The organism is Bifidobacterium asteroides (assembly GCF_009683175.1).
Lineage (GTDB): Bacteria > Actinomycetota > Actinomycetes > Actinomycetales > Bifidobacteriaceae > Bombiscardovia > Bombiscardovia asteroides_H.
Genome location: NZ_WKKW01000005.1, coordinates 155,371 through 161,370 on the forward strand (window position 1 = coordinate 155,371; position 6,000 = coordinate 161,370).

Sequence of the window (6,000 nt, forward strand, 5' to 3'; positions counted from 1 at the left end):
ATAATGCGTGCTTCCCTGACGTTTTACGCCTATTCGTAGGCGAAGTCGCAGTGCTTGATGATGTTAATGGTTTTAATGTATTACTCGTCGGGCGTTAAGCTGACCATGCTTTACTTCACATTAATACTTGAAGATGGCAAAGCGACAAGTCTCACAACAATATGAAACCAATTCCAACTTTATTTACTAATACTTGATTAATGATACAATAACTAATAAATATACCTAATACTAATTACTCAAGAATTTGACATTTTTTCCTTTCTTTGTAGAATACAAAGTAACCAGCACCCAATAGAATTGGTTCCAACACATCGTTGTGTTGCTATATTTATTAATCAAAGAAGATGACTAAAAATGCAAGTACAAAGATTATCTAAAAAGCTAGCAGCTATATCAGTATCACTGATGACATTTATTGGCATCCTAGTTCTAACACCCTCTACCGCGAATGCAGCGGAAACACAAGTATCCGATTCAGAGTCCGCTATCGATAAAAATCAGTGCTAGGATCCGATACCCAGGTCAAAGGGACAGATAATATTATCCGTGAAATCCGGCCAGAACATGAAAATATGTATCCGACATTCACTATCGATTTTGCCTCTGGCGATGTAATGGCTGTCACTCAGCAAGGGAACGTGTTTGAATGGAAGGATAGTCAGGGTAATCTGATTTTCCACATTGATTCTCCCAAGCTTCCGAGCGGGCGTCAGGCAACACTTGAATGGAATGCTGATACACGTCAACTAGTTATCGTTCCCAAGCTGGGCCTGATGCCACGATGCGCAAAGAGCAAATTAAGGTCAATTGCAGCAAACATAGGATGGGGCATCGGTGTTTGCATGCCACTTGGTCTTGCGAATGTTGCTGCAGGTGCCGTTTGCACAATTGGCCAATCAATTGCCGCTGAGTACATTCCTTGGCACAATGTCTGCTGAGAAGAGAGACGTCTCCTGATATGCTAAAAAAGATTCTTTCCGTTCCGCTTTATATAGTGATTTGCGTATTGCTGACAGTGGTGACTGCAGAGGTTGTAGGGCGGCCATGGAAGGTAGTTTTGACAAGCCCATATACGATAATTGGCTTAGTTTGTGGAACTTTGACATACTGCTTTATCGTGTTTATAGGACCTTGGCTGAACAGGAAGATGCAATAAGTAAAAAAGGAGAAGAGCCACTGACAAGCAGGGTTTATTCGTAAACATCATTTGTTTAGGGATAAACCCCTACTTGTTTATCCAGTTAAATATACTTAATACTCCCCTGCTTTTCCGAAGATCTTAGTGACCACGCACTGAGTACGATTACTGAAATAGGTTGCGACATCTCTTGGGCTCACATGGAGCATAGTATCTGCGACATTTTGATGTTTTTCTGCATCCTTTGATCACCTGGCGACAGGGTTCCTGTCTTGAAATCAGAGAAGACTTGATGCTTAGTCGGTATTTTATGCTCACTATTATTCTCAAATCTTCTTATACTGCTGTTCGTAATCATAGGCCTACCTGTCGTTACACTGTTGAGGACCAATTGACTTACTGCCTTATGAGGGAGTGAAATAAAATCGGACACGTATTGGGCACATCGCTAATGATAAGTACCTTCATAAGTTGGTATCAGTTAATAACTGAAACATGCTATGATTCGCACTAAATCTTCGGTTATTATCAGTATTAACATGCAGCTCGCATGCACCAGAACAGCAGCTTATTTTACAAGGAATCGCGGGTTCAAATCCTGCCGCTCCGACCAGAATAGTAACGATTCCAAGGTTCTGCGCCTTACAATTCTTGTATTCTCCGAATCGTGCACATATTTGACATGCCCCTAGTGCTTCCCATTTCTTCTCTCTTTTAGTTTAGCCGTACTGCGCTGTGGCAGATTGGAGCGTCGTTTTTAGATGACAGACACCTGGCAATCGGTATTTCATTAATTCGTGTATCATATCCCGCACACCAATATCGGGCTGTCAGATGTCCCGTGATCTTTCGACCTCCCAGCGAATCGAACTTACAGCGTCCAGGAGGCCTTCATCGTGGGAGACGACCCACTAGGGCTTCCTGGTAGGGTGCCGGCACCTCGGCCAGGGCTGACTGGGAATGTAGGTCAAGATGATCGGTCGGTTCATCTAGAATCAGCGGGTCAGGTTCTCGGCTGAGGAAACAGACGAGTTGTAGACGCTTCGCCTTCGCCGCCGGAGAGGGTCGGATACCGGTAGGTCCAACCGTCTGCTATGCCCAGGGTCCGTCTGATAGCAACGGGTCGCCGTGACCAATCGTTGGCGAAACTGTCCAGGTTGCGCGGTTGTTCGGCGATAGACTGGGAACAGTATTCGCAGATCAAGATGCTGAGTTTCGGACTGATTCGTCCCTGGGTCGGCGATAGGTATTGGCACAAGAGCAGAGCTAGGGTGGTTTTGCCGCAACTGTTGTCGCCGAGTATGGCGGTCCAGCCCCGGTCAAGGGTCGCTGACAGAAGCTCGAAAATGGCGGATGAGCCGCTTGGATAGGCGAAGCCGAGGTCGGTAATGGTGATGATACTAGGGTTCGGCATGGGTTTCCCTCTGATGGCGATACGGTCTGATTCATCATCATGGGAATCGTTGGTTGTGACCGGTCGGTAGGTTGCTCAGCCCGTCAACTTGTAGCTGCGACCCATTAGCATCATGCAGACATTATTGCACTGCATGACGCGAATGCGAGTGGCAGGAATTTTGGCCTAAGTACTCCCCCGTTGGGGACAGTCGCCAAAGATAACCGGGGAGCTCGTACTTCGGCCACTTGTGGAAGGTCGGGTTGAAACAGAGTTCACCGATTCCGATGGCCTACGCTGACCGTCTGGGCAACTGTCTCATCACAGGCGCAAGTCGAGAGGCCCTGCGGGTTCCTGTCCATGGAAGACTTCCTGCTAAAGCAACTGGGCGTCACTCATTGGTGCGAGAACTTTATAGAACTGATGAACCGTTATCCTGGCACTCAAACCACTGGGCTTCCCAAACGACTGGCAGAATCTACCCATCTCACAATAAAGTCACAGATCTTCTCATACAAGATGTCACCAGTTTTAGAGTCTCAAAAGGTGCGTCATTTTCGAGTTAGGTTCTTCGTGCGGTTTTTGTCGTAAGCGCTAAAACGGAGCTGTAGCGGGATGGTCGAGCTGGTGTAATTCAACAGGGCTAGGGTAACCGACTCGTTACGAATCTCAATGATTGCCATGGCCTGAAGTTGCTTACTTGAACTGCAGGACTGACTGGTTATGCAAGTAACGTGAAAAATGTTCATTGAACATATTTTTTTGTAATCCTCGACAGGCGGCGAAAAACAATTTTAGCTGCAGAGATCTAATTTTCCATTTCTCGATATTATTCCAAGGCTAGGGAGTTGAGTATATCTTCGCCAAGATTTGTTAACAGCAAGAATCCCTACCTCTTATGATTCAAATACACTGGAAATTCGAAGGGCACAGTGGTGCACTAACCTATCAGTTTCAGCTCATGTAGATTAGTGGTGGGAACTTGCTAGCATTGGCTGAATTCCAGCAGATACTAGTAATAGTTAAAGGCCGCTTGCATGTACATATACAGTACCTTTCTCATCGAGGGGTCGCGGGTTCAGATCCTATCGGTCAGGCGAAGCATCCGAATTACAAGTAAGGTCGTCCGCCAGCTGTGAGGGACAGTGTTATACAAATTCGCGTCACATATAATTTTCAGATCTTTGGATGACGAGTTTTTACAAAGGTTCTGTTGTTCTATACCTGGAGTTATTGCCGGAGATTTTGATAGAAAGTGTATAGTTTTTGCCTTCAATAGTAGTTTAGCATGCAGTGTTTTAAATGTACATTTGGTGTTGAAAAATTTGTTAAAAATGTGCTTATTGATTCCGCGACTTTCGTTTTGAATGTTCGACAAAGTAAATCACCATTGAAAGTGATAATACGAAAAGAATAAAAAATAACAAGGCACAAATCCATGCAAGATCTGATTGCGTCGAATCGAATTGAGTGAAAAGGCTAGGGTGCTCGTCACTGTAATAGCCAGCTCGAATTTGTACAGCAGCTGTGACAATTAAGCCTAATATGCTCACGGCATTCATTATTATAGCAACCACTTTCATAGCTACCTCTTTTCAACAATGTTGGTCCGTATCTCTACTTATGTGCTTAAATTTTAGGGTGTTGATACGGCTAATAAGTGCAGTCTGCACACTACCATCACGAGCACGGGACGTTGATGTGATCCAGTCTCTTTCTCCCCCGTAATAGGGGATTCGCTGACGTGGCAGATTCAACGCTCTCACCTAGACCGTGGAACCGGCTTTTTTTTTTATAGGATCACGTCCTTATTTCCACAAGCCGAAGCGCGTATTCTCGTTCCTTCAATCTTTCAATCTTGTTGTAGACACAGACAGATATGGAGAACCATCCACGATTGCTTCCATATCAGGCAGAGTACACATATCTATCGGAGTAATCTCGCCTGAGATCGAAATGCTATGACCTAGATAGTGGCAGTCTTCAATCTACGAATCACCTTTGTCAATGTTACTGTTGGCTGCATTCTATAGAACCCTTGCGGCGCTTCCTTTTCTTTCGGGGTATCTGCATGCGTGTATTCATTTTGCTTCAATGATTTACCGTTAATGCTCATTGCATTTCGTGAGCAGGGTCGAATTAAATCGTACGAACTTATAAAACTAAAATACGCTAAATCTTCAGTTTTCCTATACTGGTCCCGTCAGTGTATTCTGGGATTGTTTTATAAAAAAACAACTAATTAGCTCATACGGGCATCCCTTGGCCAGGCTGATTGATAGTTTCTGAATTAAAGCTATTTTTGCACGAGATTTTTGACGTTATACAAAGAGTTGATGGGTTACCAATTAAATCGCTTACGTAAGAATATGCTTTTACGACTTCCGGAAGGTTGTGATAAATGCTTTAAGATGTTTCGTGTCATATTCGACAACAGCAGATCCAATGGCTGACAATCTTTCGCATGCATAATATCTTTTCTTTCAAGGTGTAACCCGAGCGTTCAAATTACGAAGCCGATCGGTATAAATTTCCTTTATTCTTGCTTGCCTATCAAGATGGAGAGTATGTCACGCTTTTGATATAAACACAAACTTCACTTCCTGCAGAGTGCAGTAATGGGAGAAATCGTCTTGAAACCAAACTATATTGTCGTTTTGACCTACAGCGATTGTTACTGGACCCTATAGGTTTTTAAATAACCGGAGGCCTTTTGTGCGAATCTAGGATTCTCAAACAGATATCGGACTACTTGGTTACCATTGTTGGATCTCAAACTAGGAAGTAAGTACTTTTTTAAATAGATTGAAGATATCCTGACTCTCCAACACTGCAGTAGCTCTGTATGCAAAGAGTTCATTATGGTCAATCTTCGGATCCAAATTGGACATGTGATAAACGATTCTCTTAGGCAAGATTAGTTCAGCTGTTTCTGCCTCAGTTTCCGGTGCAAGTAAAAAGAGTGATTCTATTTGATCAGAAAATTGTTCAGCTAATGCTGTAGCCAGTAAAGCGCCAAAGGAATAGACTATAAGTGCAAATTTGCGAGTATAGGCTTCAAGTGTTCTCATGGAAGCGGCGGCTTCCTGCACAGTCGAGGTCATGTCCATTGTTGCATTCTGCAGATTGTTCTGCAGTTTTTTTACCGGCTTAGTTGCAATAAGCATAAGTGATATTGAAAAACCTGCAGGAATGAGAACTATCACAAAGAAAATGGGGTCAAGCCACACAAGGCACACCCCTGAACCTACAATCAGGATTATTCCTTGCACCAGTGAGAGGAATTGCGATGGAACCGACTTTATCAAAGCGGCATCATTGGAAACTCTTTGCGAATACCAGGCCGGAGGTTTCTGTTCCCTATCAAGCAAACTCATCCGGAAAAACTTGTCGACCATGCTGTTGCGAATGGAATATAATGATTTCTCCCCTATTGTGCCTAGTATGGCTTGCTGGATTGCTGTCA

Annotated in this window: 3 protein-coding genes; 1 reads left to right on the forward strand and 2 read right to left on the reverse strand. The window is 43.9% G+C overall.

The features are described from left to right. Nucleotides 1-575: 575 nt before the first annotated feature. Complete coding sequence (locus GKC41_RS07750; RefSeq protein WP_229281717.1) at nucleotides 576-941, forward strand: hypothetical protein; 366 nt, start codon at nucleotides 576-578, stop codon at nucleotides 939-941. 1,203 nt (nucleotides 942-2,144) lie between these two features. Here the strand turns inward: GKC41_RS07750 and GKC41_RS09125 are convergent. Further along, the gene (locus GKC41_RS09125; protein WP_154313673.1) at nucleotides 2,145-2,555 is read right to left on the reverse strand and encodes an ATP-binding cassette domain-containing protein; all 411 of its coding nucleotides are present in this window, start codon (nucleotides 2,553-2,555) and stop codon (nucleotides 2,145-2,147) included. A 2,756-nt stretch (nucleotides 2,556-5,311) separates the two neighbouring features. After that, nucleotides 5,312-6,000: ABC transporter transmembrane domain-containing protein (locus tag GKC41_RS07760; RefSeq protein WP_154313674.1), on the reverse strand; the 689-nt coding region annotated here is incomplete at its 5' end.

Coding starts and splice junctions, on each gene's coding strand:
- GKC41_RS07750 (WP_229281717.1), top strand. CDS start 576: ATGTATCCGACATTCACTATCGATTTTGCCTCTGGCGATGTAATGGCT.
- GKC41_RS09125 (WP_154313673.1), bottom strand. CDS start 2,555: ATGCCGAACCCTAGTATCATCACCATTACCGACCTCGGCTTCGCCTAT.